Here is an 18,705-nt window from a genome sequence, read left to right on the forward strand (position 1 = left end):
ACGGGAAACCGCAGGTGGTACGGGAACCGCAGGGGCACGGGAAACGCGGGGCGGGCCGCAGCCCGCCCCGCGTCGGATCACCGGTCCGTCGTCAGCAGCAGACCGGGCAGCGGGTGCCGATGGCGTAGCTGCTGGGCGAGGTGTAGGTGCCCTGGCCGAACTCCTGGGCCTGGTCCGAGACCTCGGAGATCCGGAGGTCCAGGTCGAGGTCGGCCGCGTCCGCCTGCAGGATCATCTCGGTGCGCATGTCCCCTCCAAAGGGCTCGGTGGTGCCGGTGGCCGAACTCAACGGAACGTTCGTTCGGCGCTGGGTCCCACCTTTCACCGCCGCCCGGGGCCGGAGTGAGTGCATTCTCCGCCAACCTGATCCAGTCGCAGACGTACCGGCCCAGGTCAGGGGGTTCGGGTCGCATGCGAGCGGGTCCACCTGCGGTCCGGGGCGCTGCCGCGGGCTCCGCGGCCGGGGTGGGATCCGGGTCGTCCGGGGTGCTCGCGGAGGCCGGATCGGTGCGCGCGGGCGGGTGGAGGTTTGCCCCGCGGCAACAGTGATCATCGCTGCTCTTGGGCCTGACGGATGGTCGGGGCGGCGGGACGGACGGGACGAAAGTGGCGGTCGGTGCGGATGGGGCCGGGCGTGACCTGGACACCTCATGGTTTTGACGCAAACCCGTCGGTTCCGCGCGTGCTCCCGTACGGAGGGGCGGGCGGGGCGGCAGCCGGTTCAGAAGCGCTCCCACCGCACCAGGTCGTCCCAGGCGGGCCCGCCCCGGCGGCGTACCGGAGGAGGCTGCTCCGGAGACGGACGGCCCAGGCAGGCGATCAGCTCGGGTCGGATGCCGTCCGGCACCCCGAGCAGCACGGCGACCGCCGCCCGGCTGAACGAGGTCACCGGTCCCGCGCCCAGCCCCACGCCGTGCGCGGCCAGCAGCAGGGTCGCCGCGGCCGTCCCCACGTCGATGTACGGACCAGGGTTGCCCTCCGGGAAGCCGTAGGCGCGGACCCCGGCCAGTCGACGCAGACGACGATCGCGGCCGCCGGGCGCTGGAGCATCCCGGGCGATACCATCCGGATCGCCCGCAGCAGCCCGGGCCGGGTGACCACCACGTACCGGTGCAGGCGCCGGTTCCCGGCGTGCGGCGCGTACCTGGCGCTGTCCAGGACCACCCGCAGCCGCTCGGGTTCGACCGGCGCGCCGGTGAGCGCCCGGACCACGCGGCGGGTGCGGATCGTCCGCAGCACGGCCTCGCCGTCGGCGGGCGGCGCTGCCCGCGCGCTGGTCGCCGCTCACGGTGCCCGGCCGTCCGTCGTCCCGGCGCGTTCGGGGTCCCGGCCGCGTTCGAGGTCGGCGTCCTCGGCGTCGTCGGGGTCGAGCGAGTCGAGCAGGTACGCGGCCAGGGTCCGGCAGAGCGCGTCCAGCCGGTCGGTGTAGCCCTGGGGATCGCCGGCCCGGACCGAGGTCTCGGCGTGACCGCGGCGCACCTCGCGCAGGAGCGCCCGCAGCCGGTCGCCCGCCTGCGGCTCGATCATCTCGGCGAGCCGTCCCGCCGCCGTCAGCAGCCGCAGCGGTGCGTACTCGGCGGCCTCGTCCACCTGGGTGCGGGCGGAGCAGACCAGGTAGGCGAGGAGTTCGACCGCGTCCTCCTCGTCCAGCACCCGTCCGGTCCGTACCGCGCGCTCGGGCTCGCCCATGGCACTCCGTCCGCCGTCCCTGCCCCCAGCCTCCGCCGGGCCGGGGCGGCCCGCACGCCGCGGCGGGCCCGGCGGTGCTGCGGACCGTGTCGGAGGGGTCACCCGAACCGGATGATCCGTCCCAAGTGGTTTACAGGACAAGGGTGTTGACGGTATATCGCCAATCACTTCTCATGCCCCCCGCTCCCCGCGAGAATCGAGGACACCCCGGTGACTACTCGCGTATACCCCGACCGGCGAAGAACGCGGCCCCTCTGGCACCTGGCGTTCCTGCTCGCCCTGCTCGGCGCCCTGGGCTCCTTCGCCGGGGCCGACCGGGCCCACGCCGCACCGAGCTGCCAGGTGCTCGCCGGCGGCTCGGCACCGCAGGCCGCCGAGGCCGTCCGCCAGGCCTGCACCCTCATCGGCACCCCGTACTCCTGGGGCGGCGGCCACGGCTCGGCCCCCGGACCCTCGTACGGCATCTGCGACGCCTCCAACGGCGCGCCCAACGACTGCCACGTGCGCGGCCTGGACTGCTCCGGCATGGTCCGCTACGCCTACTTCCTGGCCACCGGAGCCGACGTGATCAACGGCACCACCCGCACCCAGTGGGCCACCGGGCGCGCGGTGGCCCGGTTCTACCGGAGCCAGGGCACCGCGCTGCTGCTCCCCGGCGACCTGGTGTTCTACGGCGCCTCGCCGAGCACCATCCACCACGTGGCGATCTACCTCGGGCAGGGCTACATCGCCGAGGCACCGTACTCCGGCGGCCACGTCCAGGTCGCCGCGCTCGCCTCGCACGGCGACTACTACGGCTCCATCCGCCTCTACGGCCCCGGCGGAGGCGGCCAGCCGCCCACCCCGGACCCCGCCCCGGGCCGGTACTGGGTGGACACCTTCGCGAATGCGTCGGTGTACGCCTCGCCGACGAGCACGGCGAGTACGGGGACGCTGTTCCAGGGGACGAACTACGTGTACTGCAAGGCGTGGGGCCGACGGATCGTCAACGGGTCGAGCCACAACCGCTGGTGGTTGAAGACGGATCCGGACAGCGGCCCGGCGGGGCAGTGGGTGTCCGCGTACTACCTCTCCCGCTGGGGCAACGACGAGGCCCGCGACAACAACGGCACCGTCATCCCGAACTGCTGACCAGGACCGGTGGGCCCGCCCTGCCCCGTACGGCCCGGGCGGGTCACCGTGCCTGCAGCGCCTGCATGGTGAGACCCCGACCACCCCTCCGCGCCCGGTGATCTACGCTCGCCCGCATGTCACAGCCGATACGACTCCACATCCTGATCACCACCCTTCCGGGCCGCGGCCAGGACCAGGTCGACGCCTATCAGCGGCTCGCACCGATCGTGCGGGCCGAGCAGGGGTGCCTGCAGTACGACCTGCACCGGGTAGTGGACGACCCGGACCGGTTCGTCCTCGTCGAACTCTGGGCGTCGCGGGACGCGTTGGCCGCTCACGAGGCCACCGCGCACATGGTGGCCGCCGACGCCGCCAGCCCGGCGTTCCGGGCGGGGCCGGCGCAGGTGATCGAGATCGAGGCCGCACCGGTGGCCTGACCCGCGACGCCGCCGGACGGAGCCTGGTCGGCCCCGACCGGCCCGGGCGCACGTGCCCGGGCCGGTCAGGGCCTCCGTTCAGGCGCCGACGTAGGCGGCGAGGTGCTCGCCGGTGAGGGTGGAGCGGGCGGCCACGATGTCCGCGGGCGTGCCCTCGAAGACGATCCGGCCGCCGTCGTGGCCGGCGCCCGGGCCCAGGTCGATGATCCAGTCCGCGTGCGCCATCACCGCCTGGTGGTGCTCGATGACGATCACCGACTTGCCCCCGTCGACCAGCCGGTCCAGCAGGCCGAGCAGCTGCTCCACGTCCGCCAGGTGCAGGCCGGTGGTCGGCTCGTCCAGGACGTAGACGCTGCCCTTCTCGCCCATGTGGGTGGCCAGCTTCAGCCGCTGCCGCTCGCCGCCCGACAGCGTGGTGAGCGGCTGACCGAGGGTGAGGTAGCCGAGTCCGACGTCGGCCAGCCGCTCCAGGATCCGGTGCGCGGCCGGCGTCCGGGCCTCGCCGGTGCCGAAGAACTCCTCGGCCTCGGCCACCGGCATCGCCAGCACCTCGCTGATGTCCCGCCCGCCGAGCCGGTACTCCAGCACCGAGGGCTGGAACCGCTTGCCCTCGCAGTCCTCGCAGGGCGTGGCCACGCCCGCCATCATCCCCAGGTCGGTGTAGATGACGCCGGCGCCGTTGCAGGTCGGGCAGGCGCCCTCGGAGTTGGCGCTGAACAGGGCCGGCTTCACCCCGTTGGCCTTCGCGAACGCCTTGCGGATCGGCTCCAGCAGGCCGGTGTACGTCGCCGGGTTGCTCCGCCGGGAGCCGCGGATCGGACTCTGGTCGACCACCACCACCTCCTCGCGCGCCGCCAGCGAGCCGTGGATCAGCGAGCTCTTCCCCGAGCCGGCGACCCCGGTCACCACCACCAGCGCCCCGAGCGGGACGTCCACGTCGACGTCCTGGAGGTTGTTGGTGGCCGCGCCGCGGATCTCCAGCCGGCCGGACGGCTCGCGCACCGTGCCCTTCAGCGTCGCCCGGTCGTCGAAGTGCCGACCGGTGACGGTGTCGGAGGCCCGCAGCCCCTCGACCGTGCCCTCGAAGCAGACCGTGCCGCCCCCGGTGCCGGCGCCGGGGCCGAGGTCCACCACGTGGTCGGCGACGGCGATGGTCTCCGGCTTGTGCTCCACCACCAGCACGGTGTTGCCCTTGTCCCGCAGGCGCAGCAGCAGGCCGTTCATCCGCTGGATGTCGTGCGGGTGCAGCCCCACCGTCGGCTCGTCGAAGACGTACGTCACGTCGGTGAGCGAGGAGCCCAGGTGGCGGATCATCTTGACCCGCTGCGCCTCGCCGCCCGAGAGGGTGGCCGCGGACCGGTCGAGCGAGAGGTAGCCGAGGCCGATCTCCACGAACGAGTCCAGGGTCTGCTGCAGCGCGGTCAGCAGCGGCGCCACCGACGGCTCGTCGAGGCCGCGGACCCACTCGGCCAGGTCCCGGATCTCCATCGCGCAGGCGTCCGCGATGCTGATCTTCCGGATCCTGGACGACCGGGCGCCCTCGCTGAGCCGGGTGCCGCCGCACTCGGGGCAGGCGGTGAAGGTGACCGCCCGGTCCACGAAGGCCCGGATGTGCGGCTGCATCACCTCCCTGTCCTTGGACAGGAAGGACTTCTGGATCTTGGGGACCAGGCCCTCGTAGGTGAGGTTGACCCCGTTGACCTTGACCTTGGTCGGCTCCCGGTACAGGAAGTCCTGCATCTCCTGCTCGGTGAACTCGCGGATCGGCTTGTTCGGGTCGAGGAAGCCCGACTCGGCGTAGATGCCGACGGTCCAGAAGCTCTCCGACTTCCAGCCGGGGATGGTGAACGCGCCCTCCGCGATGGACTTGGAGTCGTCGTACAGCTGGGTGAGGTCGATGTCGGAGACGGTCCCGCGGCCCTCGCAGCCCGGGCACATGCCGCCGGTGCGGCTGAAGGTCGCCTTCACCGTCTTCCGGTCGCCGCGCTCCACCGTGATGGCCCCGCTCGCCTTCACCGAGGGAACGTTGAAGGCGTACGCCCCGGGCGGGCCGATGTGCGGCTCGCCGAGCCGGCTGAACAGGATCCGCAGCATCGCGTTGGCGTCGGTCGCGGTGCCGACCGTGGACCGCGGGTCGCCGCCCATCCGCTGCTGGTCCACCGCGATCGCCGTGGTCAGCCCCTCCAGGACGTCCACCTCGGGCCGGGCCAGCGTCGGCATGAAGCCCTGCACGAAGGCGCTGTACGTCTCGTTGATCAGCCGCTGCGACTCGGCGGCGATGGTGTCGAACACCAGCGAGCTCTTGCCCGAGCCGGAGACCCCGGTGAACACGGTCAGCCGGCGCTTGGGGATCTCGACGCTGAGGTCCTTGAGGTTGTTCACGCGCGCCCCGTGCACGCGGATCAGGTCGTGGCTGTCGGCGCCGCGCTCCGCGGCCGACGCCTGCGGGGCCGACCTCCGGGCCTTGCTCATCGTCACTCCATCCATCGGAAATCCGTCGCTGTCGGAGTCCGGGGATCCGTCATCCCCCGGAGTCCGCCGTGGTCCGCCGGCGGGACCGTTCGTCCTCCCCGCCGGCACCGCCCGGGCCCGATCCAACCAGATCCGGCCCGGGGCGGCCGGGCGTTCTCCCGCGCGGGCGCGGCGTCCACGCGGTGCCGACGCGGCGCCACGCGCTCCGGGGCCCCTCGCGGGTTGCTCAGCGCACCTCGTTGAAGCGGATCAGGTTGCCCGCGGGGTCGCGGAAGGCGCAGTCACGGACGCCGTACGGCTGCTCGGTCGGCTCCTGGACGAACTCGGCGCCGCCGGCCTTCAGGCGGTCGAACAGCCCGTCCAGGTCGGGGGTGGCCAGGGTGAGGCGCGCGCAGGTGCCCTTGGCCATCATCTCGACGACGGTCCGGCGCTCCTCCTCGGTGATGCCGGGGTCGGCCGCGGGCGGCTCCAGGACGATCGCGGGGCCGGTCCCGCCGGCCGGGCCGACGGTGATCCAGCGCAGGTCGCCGTAGCCGACGTCGTTGCGGACCTCGAAGCCGAGCAGGTCGCGGTAGAAGGCCAGCGAGGCCGCCGGGTCGGTGTGCGGGAGGAAGGTCCAGTGCAGGGTGATGTCCATGCGCCTCACGCTAGGCGCGGGCCGGCCGTCGCTGCTTCTCCGATCCTGATCGGTTCCCGGTCGGCCCCCGGTCGGCGCCCGGTCGGTTCAGCCGGGGACGGTGATCGCCGATCTAGGACGGAAACCGACCTGTATGCGCGGCATCCTGAAGCCATGACGACCTTCCGTGGACTCGCCACCATCCGCTACCACGCCGAGGACCTCGCCGCGGCGCGCCGCTGGTACACCGAAGTGCTGGGCGTGGAGCCGTACTTCGCACAGCCCGACTACATCGAGTTCCGGCTCGGCGACCACGCCCAGGAACTCGGCATCTCGCGCACCCCCTCCGCCCCGGCCGGCGTGGTCGCCTACTGGCACGTGGACGAGGTCGACGCCGTCATGGAGCGGCTGCTCAAGCTCGGCGCCCGCCCCCACGAACCGCTGCGCGACTACGGCCCGTTCCGGGCGGGCGCCGTGCTCGACCCGTTCGGCAACATCCTCGGCGTGATGCACAACCCCCACTACCTGGAGGTCCTCGCCGCCCGCGACTGACGGTCGGTCAGACAGTCGGGCGGGCCGGCGCTCACGGCCCGGTCGGTGTGCCCGGCAGGCGTACGGTCGCGGTGGTGCCGGTCGGCCCGCCCCGTTCGGACCGGGCCGAGGCCAGCGCCAGCTCGCCGCCCGCCTCGCGGACCGCGCGGGCCGCGATCGCCAGGCCCAGGCCCGAACCGGGCAGCGGACGCGCCGAGGGCGCCCGCCAGAACGCGTCGAAGACGTGCGGCAGCTCTTCCGGCGTGATCCCGCAGCCCCGCTCCCGGACCGTCAGCACCCCCTCGGCCAGGACGACCTCCACCGGCCCGCCCGGGGAGCCGAACTTCACCGCGTTGTCCAGCAGGTTGAGCACCGCCCGCTCCAGCGCCCGCGCATCCCCCCGCACGTACCAGGGCGTCAGCCGCGCCCCGAACTCCGGCTCCGGCCCGCGCTGCCGGACCGCGTCCAGTGCCCGGGCGACCACCTCGTGCAGCGCCACCACCGCGCTCCGCGACCCCGGCCCGGGCGCCTCGGCGGGGCCGGCGAGTTCCAGCAGATCGCCGATCAGGGCCGTCAGCTCCGCCATCTGCGCCCTCATGCCGCCGAGCATCCGGGACCGCAGGCCATCCGGCAGCGCCCGCCCGGTCTCCTCGCTGCGCACCAGCAGATCCACATTGGTCCGCAGCGAGGTGAGCGGGGTGCGCAGCTCGTGCCCGGCGTCCGCGATGAGCCGCGCCTGGCTCTCCCGGGCGTCGGCCAGTGCGGTGCTCATCACGTCGAACGACCGGCCCAGGCGGGCGATCTCGTCACCGCCCGGCAGCGCGACCGTCGCTCCCGGCCGGCGGGTCCGGGCGATGTCCTCGACCGCCCGGGTGAGGCGGTCCACCGGCTGCAGGGCCCGGCGTGCGATCCACAGCGCCCCGGCGCCCGACGCGGCGATGACCGCACCGGCGACCCCTGCCATCAGCAGCGCCAGTCCGGCCAGCGCGTCGTCCACCGGCCGCAGCGGCTGCGCCAGCGCGACCGCCGCGACGGTGTGCCGCCCGTCCACCGTGAGCGGCACCGCGACCACCCGCACCCGGACCGCCTCTCCGTCGACCAGCCGCCCGTCCCGGGCCAGCGACCGGGCCGGCCCGCCCGCCGACCTGCCCGTCGACCCGCCCGCCGGTCCGGGAGCCGTCACGGCGAGGTCCGCGGCCGTCGGCCGGATCGCCCGGGGACCGGCCTGCGGGCAGGACCTCCCGTCGGGGAGGAGCACCGTGGGAGCGGGATCGCGGACCATCCACGGTGGCTCCGAGCCCTTGCCGCACCAGTCGGCGACCGTCCTGTACCGGTCGCCCGGCGCCGGCGAGAGGTGGGCCTCCGGCGCCCAGGCGCGGGCCAGCGTCGCGTCGACCTGGCGGATCATCTCCCCGCGGGCAGCGAACCATCCGGCCACCGCGCAGGCCGCCACCGCCAGGGACACCGAGGCGGCGGTGAACAGGGCGAGCCGTCCGCGCAGGCTCATCCTCCCGAACGGACCGTCACGGCGCTGTCGCCTCGCTGCCGCTGCCGGAGCAGGAGTCGGGGAGGCCCCGACTTCCGTTCCCCCATCCGTCCCGGTCATGCCGGCCCCCGCCCCCCCGTTGTGTCCGCCCACCCCTGTGCGGGCCGCTCCGACGCCTGGTCGGTGCCGGTGCCCGCCGTGATCCGTCCACGATCAGGGCGGAAGATGAGGAACGCCTGACAGCCGTCTGAGCGCGGCCTCAAGGAGCCCGAGGTGCTGGGGCATCCGCCCGGTTTGCGTGCGCAGCGAGCCGCGCGGGACGATCACCCGGGCGCGGCGTCGGCCCCGCCGCGCGGTACGGGCCCGGATTGCGGTCGGAGGGGGAACGGTGCTGGAAGTGCTGTACAGCGAGGCCACGGGGGAGCTCGAACTCTCCGGAACGCGCCAGGACCTCCGGCTGCTCGGACGGCTGCTGAGCGCCCCCGCCGGAACCTGCGATCTCGCGGAGAACCGCGAGCCGGCGCCGTACGACCGCTCGCTCGCCCGGATCTCCTTCCGGGAGGATCCGGCCGGCGGCGCCGCGGCGATCGTCGCGGAGGGGACGGTGCTCCGGATCTCCGGGGGACGGGACGCACTGGACCTCCTCGCCGCGGACATCGAGGACTTCGCCGAGGAGTCCGAGCTGTCGCATCATCTCCATGTCGACTTCCCGACCTGTGACTTCATCGCCTCGGGGTCCGACCCGCTGGTCGTCGCCTTCCTGCGGTAGCCGGCGGGCCCCGTTGTCGGTGGTGGCTGCGATGCTGCGGGGATGACCGTGTGGAACCTCCTCGACCTCGACCGGGCGCTGCGGCAGAGCTGGGCCGCCGACACCTGCTCTCCCGACAACCAGGACGACTGGCGCCCCGAGAACCCGGCGCTGGGGCAGTGCGACATCACCGCCCTGCTGATCAACGACCTCCTCGGCGGTGAGCTCATGGTGGGGGAGGTGTACCTCGACGGCGCCCAGCACGGCTACCACTGGTGGAACCGGCTGCCCAGCGGTGTCGAACTCGACCTGACGCGCGAGCAGTTCCTCCGCGGCGAGACCCTCAGCGCGATCCGCCGGGTGGTCCGCCCGCCGGGCCTGCGCCGTCGCGTCGAGGAGTACCTGCTGCTGCGCGAGCGGGTCGCCGCCCGGCTCGGCCCGCTGCCCGAGCCCGCCGCCTGACCCGTCCGGCGCACCCGGCCCCGCCCGACCCGTCCGGTATCCGGCCGAGCCCCGTCAGGCCCGGAACGTCCCGCGTGCCGGAGCCGTGCCGTCGGCCGTCCTGCGCCTAGGCTCGGGGCCGTGGCGCAGGTCGAGCAGCAGACCGAGGGTGCCGGACCGTTCACCACACGGTCGTCCTGGCACCTCCCCGGCGGTGGCGTGGCGGTGTGGGAGTCCCGGCTGGCCCGGCGCCGCGGGGTGCTCACCGTCCACCGGACGGGGGAGCGGGCCCCCGGGCCGTCCAGCGCCGACAGCGTGGCGATCCGCCGGATCCGCCGCCTGAACGTCATCGCCGCGCTCTCCTTCGTCGTCGGCGGCGCGCTGTTCGCGGCGGGCGCGGCGGTGGCGCTGTTCGGTTCGGGCGACGCCACCGAGGCCGCCACGATCTACTTCGCCGGCGGCCTGTTCTTCAGCACCGGCGGGTACGTCTCGCTGCTCCAGGTGATCAACGCGCCGCGGCACGTCCCCGGCGGCGACGCGCTGGTGACCGGCCGCTGGCGGTGGTGGAGCTACGAGCCGATGCGGGTCGACTGGCTGGGCGCCGCCGTCCTCTTCGCGGGCACCCTGGTGTTCGCGGTGGACCTGATCGACTCCTTCCTGCAGGGCCTGAGCGTCCAGCAGCTCAACCGCCTGATCTGGGCGCCCGACCTGGTGGGCTGCGTCCTGTTCCTGGTCTCCGGGCACCTCGGCTTCGTGGAGATCTGCCACGGCCGCCCGTGCATCCGCCGGCGCAGCCTGGGCTGGTGGATCGTGGCGGTGAACCAGCTCGGCTCGGTGCTCTTCATGGTCTCCGCGCTGGCCGCCTTCACCCGCCCCTCGACCGGCAGCCTGGTCAACGAGTCCATCGCGAACTGGGGCACCTTCACGGGCGCCCTCTGCTTCTCGGTCGGCGGCGTCCTCCAGCTCCTCGAACGCCCGTAGCCCGCCTCGCCCGGACCCTGGCCGGGCAGGGGCGGTAGGGGTCACCAGGCGGTGCAGTACCCGCCGGCCTTCACCGACTCGAAGTTCGCCTTGAACGCGTCGTGGACCGCCGCGTTGTCGATCTTCAGCAGGGTCTCGTCCTGGGAGCGGAGGTTGGGGAAGGTGTAGTTGTGGCTGCCGGTGAACACCACCTTGCGGTTCGCCCCGCCCAGGTACCTGCCCTCGATCAGCAGGTACTTGGAGTGGATGCCGATCCGCCGTGACGTCCCGTCGGCGTTCGGGGCCGTGCCGTCGCAGCGGGCCGTCAGGTCGAGGTGCCCGGCGAGGGTGGTCCTGACCGCGGTGCCGAGGTTGCCGCTCTCGCCGTTGTGCAGCAGTTCCACCCGGCAGCCGGCGTCCCGCAGTTCCACCAGCTTCTGGGCCACCTGCACCCGGGTGAACGCGTACATCCCGACCCGGATCGCGGTGGTCCCGCCCGTGCAGTCCGCGTTGTTCAGCAGCGAGACGACGGTGTCGGTCGAGGCGTCCTCGGTGTACGAGGTGCCGGCGCTCTCCTGCCGGGGGAAGAAGTACGTCTTGTACGGGCCGGACTGCTGGGTCCGGTAGTAGCCGGCCTGGCCCGTGCCCGAGGAGCCGTACGTCCGCAGGTCCTGCCAGTACGCGCGGTAGGCGGCGTACAGGCCGGAGCCCGCGTCGGGGACGGTGACGGCGTTGTTGAAGAGGTTCCTGCGCTGGCTGGTGGTGAGGTTCGCGGAGGTCTGGAAGACCACGCCGTCCGTGCCGCCGACCCGCGAGAACAGGAAGAACTTGTTGTGGTTGATCGCGCCGTCGTCGTCGGCGTCGAGCACCCGGTTGCCGATACAGCCGCGGTTCGCCGGACAGGCCATCACCCAGGAGTCGGCGGTGAGGTCGGTGCCCAGGCCGGTCGGCGCGGCGAGCGTGGAGTACTCCGAACCCGTCGCCGCCGTACCGCCGTTGCCGTCCGGGGCGGTGTCGGGAACGGCGTCCCCGTCCACGATCAGCTTGACCTTCACGCCGCGCCGCTTCGCCGCGATCAGGGCGCCGCTCACCCCGCCGTCGGTGAACAGGTAGATCGAGCCGTCGATCTCCGCGCCCGCCGGGGTGCGGTTGACCAGTGAGATCAGCTGGTTGCGGATGGCGTCCTGCTGGGCCGCCGTCCCCGCCGGGTTGTTGAACGTGGCGGTCAGCGCCACCGGGTCCTCCGCCCCGGCGGCGGAGGCCGCCCGCGGCGCGGCCACCAGTGAACCGCCCAGAACCATCGCGGCCACCGCCGCACCCGCTCGCACGCGCATGGGTCCCCTCCTGCCATGGTGTCGAGGAGCGAATCTACCGCACCATGATCATCGACGTCGGGGCCGCCGTCCGGTCGGGGGCGGGGGGCGGCCGGGAAATCCGGTGTACGTCCGACCGGCCTCCGCCTAGGGTCGGGCGGATGAGCACCCGTGACTTCCGGATCACCGTCCGCGGCGTCTTCGACGGCCTGGACGCCGAGCAGCGCGCCGAACTGCTGGCCCGAGCCGCCGACCACGACGTCCTGCGCGCCGCCTTCACGTCCGAGGGGCAGCTGACCTACGACATCGCGGCCCGGACGGCCTTCACCTTCCGGTTCGCCGACAGCGGCGAGGCCGAGGAGGACATCCTGGCCGCCACCGCCCGGGCCGAGGCGGCCGCCGAGCAGTGGCTGGTGGAGCGCGGCTACGGCTTCAGGAACCTCCGCTCCCAGGCCGAGGACCTCTCCCTGGCCGCCCTGGGCAAGCGGCGCCGCCGCGAGGCCGCGAAGGGCCTCTGACCCGCCGGCCGTCTGCCGCCGGGCCGTCGGCTACCGGCTCGCCGCGTCCTCGGTCAGCGGCTCCGGCACGGCCCGCGGCTCCGGCACGGCCTGCGGCGCGGGGTCGGCCGCCGGTACGGACCCGGGCCGGCCGCCCCGCCAGGCGAAGCCCAGCAGGAGTACGCCGGGGACGATCCCGCCGACCGCGGCGGTGACGATCGCGGAGACGCCCGCCACCGCCAGGGCCAGCCCGGCCAGGCCGCAGACCGCCATCGTCGCACCGAGCGTGCGCAGCGGCGGAAGGCTCCAGGCGGTGGCCAGGCCGAAGAAGTGCACGCCCACCACGAGGGCGATCCAGCCGACCGTCGCACGCGGGGTGTGCAGGACGGGGTTGATCAGCCACAGTCCGGCCACCAGCGCGGCGACCTCGGCGGCCACCACGGTCCAGTACCGCCGACCGAAGGTCGTGGTCGGCGCCCGTCCGGTGTCCTCCGGCCCGCTCGCCGCGGCCCCCCGCCGTCCGATGATCAGCCCGACCATCGCGGCGGCGGCCAGCAGGCGGAGGGGAACCCCGACCGCCTTCGGCAGGACACCCGCGTTGATCTGGATGAAGACGGTTCCGAAGACGCCGCCGATGAGTCGGCCGGCTCGATCCTTTGTCATGATCATCAGAGTGTCAGCTCGTTCGGCCCGCTGCCAAATGCCTTCGGTCGCGGGGCAGTCCGGCGCGTGCCCGGGCCCACCGGGCCCACCGGGCTCGCCTCAGGCCGCCGGGTCGTCGGCGGTGCGCGCGATGGCCGTCCGCAGGAGGTGGTCGCGGGAGGCGGCGGCCTCGGCGCGGAGGCGGGGGAGGTCCACATCCACCAGACGGCCGGCCCACTTGCGGACGCGGCCCGCGATCAGCACGGTGTCGACGTTGCGGGCGTCCGCGCCGAGCACCACCGTGCCGACGGCGTCGTTGAGCGGCAGGTTGTTGACCTCGTCGGCGGTGATCATCAGCAGGTCGGCCTGCTTGCCGGGGGTCAGCGTCCCGGTCACCTCGCCCAGTCCGACGGTGTCGGCGCCCTGCCGGGTGGCGAAGTCCAGGACGTCCTGGGTGGAGATCCTGGGCCGTACCCGGCGGGTGGCGCGCCCGCCGTTCACGGCCCGCATCCGCTGGATCGCGTGCAGCGTCCGCATCTGGGTGAACATGTCGTTGGCCAGGGCGACTTCGACGTCGATGCTCAGCCCGGGACGGACCCCGGCCGCCAGTGCCTCGTCCACCGCCGGGACGGCGTCCTCCAGCCCGATCTGGGCCTCCGAGGTGGGGGCGAGCGAGATCCTGGTCCCGCTGGCGCCGATCGCCCGCCAGGCCTCGGCGGTCAGCCCGGTGGCGTGGATCAGCGCCAGCCGTTCGCCGAGCAGCCCCTCCCGCTCCCAGCGCAGCACCGCCGCGGAGGAGGCGGCGCCGAAGACCGCGTCCACGCTGACGCCGAGGCCCGACTCGTCCGCGATGCGCGCCAGCCGCGGACCGTACGCGAGATCGGGGCCGGCGATCTCCTCGGTGGCGAGGGCCGCCAGCCGAACGGTCACCCGACCACGCCCGTCGGTACCGGACCAGGCGGCCAGCCGGGCCAGGTCGGCCGGCCACTGCCGGTCCCAGGCACCGAAGTGCGGACCCATCGCGGCGTGGATCCCCCGGACGCCGCTGTCCACCAGCGCCTGCACGGCGGCGTCGGAGTGCGCGGCCGTACGGGAGTTGTGGGAGAGGTCGAGCAGGGTGGTGATGCCCGCGTCCACCGCGCCGAGGGCGGCCAGCCGGGTGCCGACGTACATGTCCTCGGGACGGTAGGCGGGGGCGAGTCGGACCAGGGTGGTGTCCAGGTAGCCCGCCAGGTCGTCCACGTCGGGGATGATCCGCCGCAACTGGCCCTGCCAGGCGTGCCGGTGGGTGTCGACGAACCCGGGCGTCAGGACGGTGCCGGAGGCGTCGACGACCACGGCGTCGGTGGCGGCGCCCCGGGCGCGGAGGTCCGGGCCGACGGCGGTGATGGTGTCGCCGGACACCAGGAGGTCGCCGGTGGGCAGGGTGCCGAGAGCCGGGTCCATGGTGAGGATCGTGGCGCCGGTGAACAGGATGCGCCGCCCGGGGTCGCCCGCGGTGCGGCGCAGCCGGTCGAGGAGCGCAGGGCGGGCCTGGTCGGTGGGACGGTGGACGGGCTGCGCGGAGGACAGTCGGTGCATGAGGATGTCGCGATCCGTTCGTGGGGTCGGAGGTCGGAGGGCTTGCGGACGGGACCGGGTCCGGCCTCCACGCTCGCAGCGGGCCGGGGCCGGCTCCAGGCCGCATCGTTCCTGGGTGTGCCGCACCCCCGCTCAGGGCTTCGCCGCGGCCCCGGGCGGCCGTAGCCTCGACGGCATGCACACCGACGAACCGCCACGAGGCGGTGTCCGGCCGGGCGGACCGGACCACCGCTCCGACACCCGGACCGCGGCCCGGGCCGACCGCGACCACCGCGGCCCGGCCGAGGACCCCGCCCCCGCCCCACGGCTGGACGGCCACCGGGACAACCCCGTCGGGGAGTACCTGCGCGCCCGCCGCGAGCAGGTGACCCCGGACCGGGTGGGCCTGCCCCGGGTCGGCCACCGGCGGGTGTCCGGCCTGCGCCGGGAGGAGGTCGCCCTGCTGGCCGGGGTGAGCACCGACTACTACACCCGCCTCGAACAGGGCCGCGAGCGCAATCCCTCCGCGCAGCTGCTGAACGCGGTGGCCCGTGCGCTCCACCTGGACGAGGAGGCCGCGGCCCACCTGGCGCAGCTGGCCGCCCCCGCCGCCGCCCGCCGGCCCCGCCGGGGTGCCGAGCGGGTGTCACCCGCGGTGCGGCAGCTGATGGGGAGCCTGCCCGTCCCGGCCCTGGTCGCGGGCCACGCGCTGGACGTCCTGGCCCTCAACCCGCTCGCGGCCGCGCTGTACTCGGGCTTCGCCCGGGTGGACAACCTGGTCCGGATGACCTTCCTCGACCCGGCCGCCCGGTCCTTCCACCGCGACTGGGAGCGGGCCGCCCGCGAGGCCGTCGCCGCCCTGCGCACCGCCGCGGGCCGGGACCGGGAGGACCGGCGGCTGACCGAACTCGTCGGCGAACTCTCGCTCAAGAGCCAGGAGTTCCGCGTCCTGTGGGCCCGCCACGAGGTCCACGGCAAGGCCGCCGGCGCCAAGCACCTCCACCACCCCCGGGTCGGCGACCTCGACCTCGCCTACGAGACCCTCACCGTCAACAGCGCCCCGGGTCAGCACCTCATCGTCTACCAGGCCCCGCCCACCGGCCCCTCGGCCGACGCCCTGCTCCTGCTGAGCGCGCTGCTCCCCTGAACGGAACCGGGCCCGGAGGCCGTCGTCACACCCGCGTGGGCGCCCGGCGGCCCCGGGCCCCGGCGGCCGGTCGGGTGGGGCGGAGGGCCGTGGCGAGGGCGGCGGCCGAGGCGGTGAGGGCGAGGACGGCGGCGAGCGGGCCGGCACGGTCGACGACCACCGGAGCGAACGCGGCGGCGAGGACCAGCGCGGCAGCCGTACCGGCGGCGACCGGGGCGACCACACCACGCCACTGGCGCATCCCCACCGAGCCGGCCGCGCGGGCGTCGGTGTGCAGCAGGTAGGCCAGGACCAGGGCCGTGAAGCAGCAGGCCAGCCACGGCGCCGGCCGCATCCCGGCGGCGACCGCCACCGAGCCGGCGACCAGGGCGGTGTTGCGGTGCCGGTACAGCTGGGCGTGCCAGCGGGCGGACACCCGCGCCGGGCGGTGGACCACGGTGGGCGCGGCCCACCAGGCCACCGCCGCCACGGCGAGCATGGACAACAGGTGCAGCGAGGACCGCTCCGGCAGGCTCGGCGGATCGCAGGCGGCCAGCGCCAGCGCCACCCCGAGCGCCCGCGCCACCCCGACCGTCCGCGCCACCCCGACCGTCCGCCACGAACCGACCGTCCGCCGCGAACCGGCTGTCCGGAAGCGCCGCAGGCCGCTGGGCCGAAGGGCCGGAGCCGTGTTCTCGGGCGTGCTCAACGGGACCTCCCGGGGACTCGGGTACGCAGCAGCGGCGCCAGCGCCAGGTCGAGGCTCTCGCCCGGCCGGTGGCCCACCACGGGGATGCCGCGGCGGCGCAGCGCCGCCCGCATGACCTCCCGGTCGGCCCGCCACAGGCCGAGCGCGAGCAGCCCGTCCCGGTCGTCCGGTTCGATCACCGGGTCGCCGATCGGCACCTCGATCACCACCAACGGGTTGCCCCGGGCGGTGAGTTCGCCCAGGAGGTCGAGGATCCGCTGGTCCGCCAGCGGGGTGAGCGCGAACACCAGGGCGTCCGGCGGGAGGACCGGCGCGGGCAGCCGGTCCAGGCGCGGCGGGCGACGCACGCCGGGCTCGCGGGCGTCCAGGACGGTCTCGACGATCCGGTAGAAGTAGCCGTGGCCCGTCCCGGGCCGCAGCCAGCGGGTCGTGCCGCCGACCGAGACCACGCCCACCCGGTCGTGGCTGCGCAGGTACGCGCGGGCGATGCCGGCCGCGGCCCGCACGGTCTCGTCCAGGCTGGACACGCCGGTCGCGGGGGAGCGGAAGTCGGCCAGCGCGTCCACCAGGACCACGGTGTCGGCGGCGCGTTCGGCGGCGAACTGGTTCACCTGGACGCTGCCCCGCCGGGTGGTGGACGGCCAGTGGATGCGCCGCTGCCGCTCGCCCCACACGTGCGGCCGGACGCCGACCACCTCGACGCCGTCCCCGCGCTGGCGCGCGGTGTGCTCGCCGATCCGGGCCGGCAGCCGGACCGGGACCGGGGTCAGCCCGGCCGCCGTCGGCACCGGGAACACCGAGGCCTCGCCCAGGTCCACCCGGACGGTCCGCCGGGTCAGGCCGCCGCCGTCGTGCACGTCCACGTCCACCACGCCCAGGGCGAGCCGCCCCCAGCGCGGCACCGTCAGCGCCAGCTCCACCACCGGACCGGTGACGGTACGGGAACGCAGTTCCACCCCGGGGCCGAGGTGGACCGCGGGATCGATCCAGCCCGCCGTGCCCTCGAAGGCCAGCTCGATCCGGGCGGTGACGGTCTCGCCCTCGAAGCAGCGGCGCGGACCCACCTCGGCCGAGGCCGTCACACCCCGCGGACGGCTCCCGCCGGGAGCCGCGAGCGCCAGCAGGACCACCGGACCCGCCGCCACCGCCAGCAGCCACGGCTGCCCGCCGACCAGCGCCGCCGCCACGGCCACCGCCGCCACGGTGAGCAGCCGCAGCGCCCGGGCGGTGGCGCGCACCCCGGCCGCCGGGGGCACCGGCAGGTCCGAGGCCGGCCCGAGCAGGGACGGGGAGCGGGTCGGCGCGGCCGCGGACTCGGTACCGCTCACGACCGCGACGCCTGCTCGGGGACGGTCCGCGGCGCGGCCACCGTGCCGACCAGCTCGGCGACCACGTCGTCCGCGCTCACCGCCCGGACCCACAACTCGGGCACCAGCGTGACGCGGTGCGCCAGCGCGGGGACGGCCAGCGCCTTCACGTCCTCCGGCACCACGTAGTCACGGCCCGCGAGAGCCGCCCGCGCCCGGGCCAGCTGCACCAGGGCGAGCCCGCCGCGCGGCGAGGCCCCGACCTGGATCTGCGGGTGCGACCGTGTCGCGTCCAGCAGCGCCACCACGTACCCCACCAGGTCGTCGCCGACCTCGACCCGCTCCAGCGCGCCGCGCATCGCCACCACCTCCGCCGGACCGGTCAGCGGAGTCAGGACCGCCTCCGGCGCCGCCCGGTCCAGGCGGGCGCGCAGCATCGCGGCCTCCTGATCCACCGACAGGTACCCCATCCGGGCGCGCAGCAGGAAGCGGTCGAGCTGCGCCTCCGGCAGGGCGTAGGTCCCCTCGTACTCGATCGGGTTGGCGGTGGCGATGACCGTGAACGGGTCGGGCAGCCGCCGGGTGGTGCCGTCCACCGACACCTGGGACTCGGCCATCGCCTCCAGCAGCGCGGCCTGGGTCTTGGGCGGCGTGCGGTTGAGCTCGTCGCCGAGCAGCAGGTGGGTGAAGACCGGGCCGGGACGGAACACCATCTCGCCGGTGCGCTGGTCGTAGAACGGCGCACCGGAGACGTCCGAGGGCAGCAGGTCGGGGGTGAACTGGATCCGCCGGAAGTCCAGGCCGAGCGCGGTGGCGAAGGACCGGGCGAGCAGGGTCTTGCCGAGCCCGGGCAGGTCCTCGATCAGGATGTGGCCGCCGGCGAGCACGCCGAGCATCACCAGCTCCAGGGCCTCGCGCTTGCCGACGACCGCCCGCTCGACCTCGTCGAGCACCGCACGGGCGAGCTCGCCGGCCTGCTGGGGCGTCATGGTCTCGACGTCCTGGGGGGTGGTGGTCACGGTTCTCCTCGCGGGCGGGCGGTTGGTCGAGTCGGTTGG

The 18,705-nt window shown here is 74.6% G+C and carries 20 protein-coding genes and 1 pseudogene; 8 read left to right on the plus strand and 13 right to left on the minus strand.

Annotated features, from left to right (window positions below; genetic code table 11):
* Positions 1–91: 91 nt before the first annotated feature.
* The 4 genes and pseudogenes from lanA to ABWK59_RS33240 all read right to left on the minus strand — a co-directional run bounded on the left by lanA (position 92) and on the right by ABWK59_RS33240 (position 1,689).
* On the minus strand, positions 92–247 hold the full coding sequence (lanA, locus tag ABWK59_RS33225) for an SCO0268 family class II lanthipeptide (protein WP_354644379.1): 156 nt from the start codon (positions 245–247) through the stop codon (positions 92–94).
* A 474-nt stretch (positions 248–721) separates the two neighbouring features.
* A complete protein-coding gene (locus ABWK59_RS33230; RefSeq protein WP_354645181.1) occupies positions 722–1,060 on the minus strand; it encodes a nitroreductase family protein in 339 nt (112 codons plus the stop codon).
* Positions 1,061–1,080: 20 nt separating this feature from the next.
* Positions 1,081–1,239 (minus strand): annotated as a pseudogene (locus tag ABWK59_RS33235) (nitroreductase family protein); the annotation flags it as partial.
* A gap of 45 nt (positions 1,240–1,284) precedes the next feature.
* The gene (locus ABWK59_RS33240) at positions 1,285–1,689 is read right to left on the minus strand and encodes a DUF6092 family protein (protein WP_354644380.1); all 405 of its coding nucleotides are present in this window, start codon (positions 1,687–1,689) and stop codon (positions 1,285–1,287) included.
* A gap of 210 nt (positions 1,690–1,899) precedes the next feature.
* Between ABWK59_RS33240 and ABWK59_RS33245 the strand changes: the two genes are divergently transcribed.
* Both ABWK59_RS33245 and ABWK59_RS33250 read left to right on the plus strand, forming a co-directional pair.
* Entirely contained in the window at positions 1,900–2,820 is a 921-nt protein-coding gene (locus ABWK59_RS33245) for a C40 family peptidase (protein WP_354644381.1), read from the plus strand.
* Between the two features lie 116 nt (positions 2,821–2,936).
* Positions 2,937–3,239: a putative quinol monooxygenase gene (locus tag ABWK59_RS33250; RefSeq protein WP_354644382.1), complete on the plus strand. Its 303-nt coding sequence runs from the start codon at positions 2,937–2,939 to the stop codon at positions 3,237–3,239.
* A gap of 78 nt (positions 3,240–3,317) precedes the next feature.
* On the opposite strand, the gene ABWK59_RS33255 is transcribed toward ABWK59_RS33250, so the two are convergent.
* Together ABWK59_RS33255 and ABWK59_RS33260 are read right to left on the minus strand one after the other, a co-directional pair.
* On the minus strand, positions 3,318–5,711 hold the full coding sequence (locus ABWK59_RS33255) for an excinuclease ABC subunit UvrA (protein ID WP_354644383.1): 2,394 nt from the start codon (positions 5,709–5,711) through the stop codon (positions 3,318–3,320).
* 226 nt (positions 5,712–5,937) lie between these two features.
* Positions 5,938–6,348 (minus strand): VOC family protein, encoded by a 411-nt coding sequence (locus tag ABWK59_RS33260; protein ID WP_354644384.1) that lies wholly within the window; start codon positions 6,346–6,348, stop codon positions 5,938–5,940.
* A 153-nt stretch (positions 6,349–6,501) separates the two neighbouring features.
* Here ABWK59_RS33260 and ABWK59_RS33265 point away from each other — a divergent pair, with 153 nt between their 5' ends.
* Positions 6,502–6,879: a VOC family protein gene (locus ABWK59_RS33265; RefSeq protein WP_354644385.1), complete on the plus strand. Its 378-nt coding sequence runs from the start codon at positions 6,502–6,504 to the stop codon at positions 6,877–6,879.
* A 31-nt stretch (positions 6,880–6,910) separates the two neighbouring features.
* Here the strand turns inward: ABWK59_RS33265 and ABWK59_RS33270 are convergent, their stop codons facing one another.
* Complete coding sequence (locus ABWK59_RS33270; protein WP_354644386.1) at positions 6,911–8,365, minus strand: sensor histidine kinase; 1,455 nt, start codon at positions 8,363–8,365, stop codon at positions 6,911–6,913.
* Positions 8,366–8,732: 367 nt separating this feature from the next.
* Here ABWK59_RS33270 and ABWK59_RS33275 point away from each other — a divergent pair, with 367 nt between their 5' ends.
* From ABWK59_RS33275 to ABWK59_RS33285, 3 genes are all read left to right on the plus strand, one after another.
* Positions 8,733–9,113, plus strand: a complete 381-nt coding sequence (locus ABWK59_RS33275; protein WP_354644387.1) for an Imm32 family immunity protein — start codon at positions 8,733–8,735, stop codon at positions 9,111–9,113.
* 42 nt (positions 9,114–9,155) lie between these two features.
* Positions 9,156–9,554 (plus strand): YunG family protein, encoded by a 399-nt coding sequence (locus ABWK59_RS33280; RefSeq protein ID WP_354644388.1) that lies wholly within the window; start codon positions 9,156–9,158, stop codon positions 9,552–9,554.
* A 120-nt stretch (positions 9,555–9,674) separates the two neighbouring features.
* Positions 9,675–10,514: a hypothetical protein gene (locus ABWK59_RS33285; protein ID WP_354644389.1), complete on the plus strand. Its 840-nt coding sequence runs from the start codon at positions 9,675–9,677 to the stop codon at positions 10,512–10,514.
* Positions 10,515–10,555: 41 nt separating this feature from the next.
* Here the strand turns inward: ABWK59_RS33285 and ABWK59_RS33290 are convergent, their stop codons facing one another.
* Entirely contained in the window at positions 10,556–11,827 is a 1,272-nt protein-coding gene (locus tag ABWK59_RS33290) for a phospholipase D-like domain-containing protein (RefSeq protein WP_354644390.1), read from the minus strand.
* 140 nt (positions 11,828–11,967) lie between these two features.
* Between ABWK59_RS33290 and ABWK59_RS33295 the strand changes: the two genes are divergently transcribed.
* A complete protein-coding gene (locus ABWK59_RS33295) occupies positions 11,968–12,324 on the plus strand; it encodes a DUF6204 family protein (protein WP_354644391.1) in 357 nt (118 codons plus the stop codon).
* Positions 12,325–12,354: 30 nt separating this feature from the next.
* Here ABWK59_RS33295 and ABWK59_RS33300 read toward each other — a convergent pair whose 3' ends face one another.
* Together ABWK59_RS33300 and ABWK59_RS33305 are read right to left on the minus strand one after the other, a co-directional pair.
* Positions 12,355–12,966 (minus strand): hypothetical protein, encoded by a 612-nt coding sequence (locus tag ABWK59_RS33300; protein WP_354644392.1) that lies wholly within the window; start codon positions 12,964–12,966, stop codon positions 12,355–12,357.
* Positions 12,967–13,065: 99 nt separating this feature from the next.
* Positions 13,066–14,526 (minus strand): amidohydrolase family protein, encoded by a 1,461-nt coding sequence (locus ABWK59_RS33305; RefSeq protein WP_354644393.1) that lies wholly within the window; start codon positions 14,524–14,526, stop codon positions 13,066–13,068.
* A 175-nt stretch (positions 14,527–14,701) separates the two neighbouring features.
* Here ABWK59_RS33305 and ABWK59_RS33310 point away from each other — a divergent pair, with 175 nt between their 5' ends.
* Positions 14,702–15,652 (plus strand): helix-turn-helix domain-containing protein, encoded by a 951-nt coding sequence (locus ABWK59_RS33310; protein WP_354644394.1) that lies wholly within the window; start codon positions 14,702–14,704, stop codon positions 15,650–15,652.
* Between the two features lie 25 nt (positions 15,653–15,677).
* Here ABWK59_RS33310 and ABWK59_RS33315 read toward each other — a convergent pair whose 3' ends face one another.
* From ABWK59_RS33315 to ABWK59_RS33325, 3 genes are read right to left on the minus strand one after another with little or no spacing between them, the layout of a single operon-like run.
* Positions 15,678–16,340, minus strand: coding sequence for a hypothetical protein (locus ABWK59_RS33315; RefSeq protein WP_354644395.1), 663 nt, complete (start codon positions 16,338–16,340; stop codon positions 15,678–15,680).
* Positions 16,337–17,668: a DUF58 domain-containing protein gene (locus ABWK59_RS33320; protein WP_354644396.1), complete on the minus strand. Its 1,332-nt coding sequence runs from the start codon at positions 17,666–17,668 to the stop codon at positions 16,337–16,339. The genes ABWK59_RS33315 and ABWK59_RS33320 overlap by 4 nt, the downstream gene beginning before the upstream one ends.
* Positions 17,665–18,636: an AAA family ATPase gene (locus ABWK59_RS33325; RefSeq protein WP_354645182.1), complete on the minus strand. Its 972-nt coding sequence runs from the start codon at positions 18,634–18,636 to the stop codon at positions 17,665–17,667. The genes ABWK59_RS33320 and ABWK59_RS33325 overlap by 4 nt, the downstream gene beginning before the upstream one ends.
* Between the last annotated feature and the right edge of the window lie 69 nt (positions 18,637–18,705).

Source organism: Kitasatospora sp. HUAS MG31 (assembly GCF_040571325.1).
Taxonomy (GTDB): Bacteria; Actinomycetota; Actinomycetes; order Streptomycetales; family Streptomycetaceae; genus Kitasatospora; species Kitasatospora camelliae.